Source organism: Peribacillus sp. NPDC058002 (assembly GCF_042886655.1).
GTDB lineage: Bacteria > Bacillota > Bacilli > Bacillales > DSM-1321 > Peribacillus > Peribacillus aracenensis.
The window spans coordinates 1-1285 of the sequence record NZ_JBHVQU010000508.1 but is presented as its reverse complement, the minus strand read 5'-3'; the positions used below and the strand labels follow the sequence as shown (position 1 = coordinate 1285).

The following is a 1285-nucleotide window of genomic DNA, read 5'->3' as shown; positions in this document are numbered from 1 at the left end:
ATATGTGTATTAGTGACAGAATCCTTACTATGCACCAAGTAATGTGGACCAAGTCCTCCAAATGTTCAATAAGTTTGTTTTTCATTGTTATCATGGGTGGATCTATCCTCTTAAAGTGAAAAATAAAAAGACGAGTTGTCTCGCCTACCCATTCCTAATGAAACTGTTGATTTATGTTCTTATGTTAATCATGACTTTAACCGATTCCTCTTTTCAATTATTTACTAGAAAAAACGGGTTAACAAGTTTTTCATCTTGGATTATTTACAAACTTTTAAGAAGCTTTAATAATCTGCATCGATCTTTTTATGACAAAATCCTCATTATTTTCTCGACTTTGAATCCATACCATCAATTTCCTCCTTATGCATGTTGTAAATGTGGTAATAACCTCCATTTTTTGTGTATTAACCGTGACTTTTAGCTTGATTATCAGGCAAAGATATAAAATCACACACAATTAACAGAACATTTAAAAAGGTTTGTTAATTTTGAGGGGGGAGTTTGCTTTAAGGAATATAGCATCCCTCAAAAAAATTTTGGAGGTAATGTTAATGATATCTAGCAATAGCGGTTTAAACAGACGTAATTTCTTAAAAGTTGGTGGAATGAGCACTTTAGCATTAACACTTGGTTCAACCGGGGTATTTTCTCTTGCGGGAACTACAAAAGGGTTTGCAGTGGAATCTAGCAATCCAACAAGCGGTTTTGATGGATATGGCCCGCTAGTAAAGGATCCAAATGGAATTCTTGATCTTCCAAGGGGATTTCATTACACAATGCTTTCACGAACTGGTGATGTCATGCCTAATGGTGACCTTGTCCCTTCTGCTCACGATGGAATGGCTGCATATAAAGGAGAGAAGGGTACAACCATACTTGTAAGAAACCATGAAAATGGGACAAATTCTGATTACCCTGTAAATGGAAAAAAACCGTGGAGTTCTGGTGCTGCGGGTGGCACAACCACATTGATCGTTGGACAAAATAATAAAGTCATTGATCAGTATGTATCAAGTTCAGGTACAATCCGTAACTGTGCGGGTGGAGCTACGACTTGGGATACCTGGTTAACAATGGAAGAAACCCGTGATATGGGACATGGCTTTGTATTTGAAGTAAATCCGCTTGATCCTGAAAACGAAATGTCAAGAACACCAATCCGTGATATGGGTTATTTCTCTCATGAAGCTGGGCATGTTGACCATTCAACAGGGATTTGGTATTTAACGGAAGACGCAAGTCCAAGCTTCTTGTATCGTTTTACACCACATGACCGTAGTCA

General features: G+C 37.7%; 1 protein-coding gene. It reads left to right on the top strand.

The genetic code is table 11. From position 1 onward, the window contains the following. Positions 1-554: 554 nt before the first annotated feature. The coding region (locus ACFVSH_RS26720; protein ID WP_387708841.1) for an alkaline phosphatase PhoX at positions 555-1285 on the top strand (731 nt) is incomplete at its 3' end.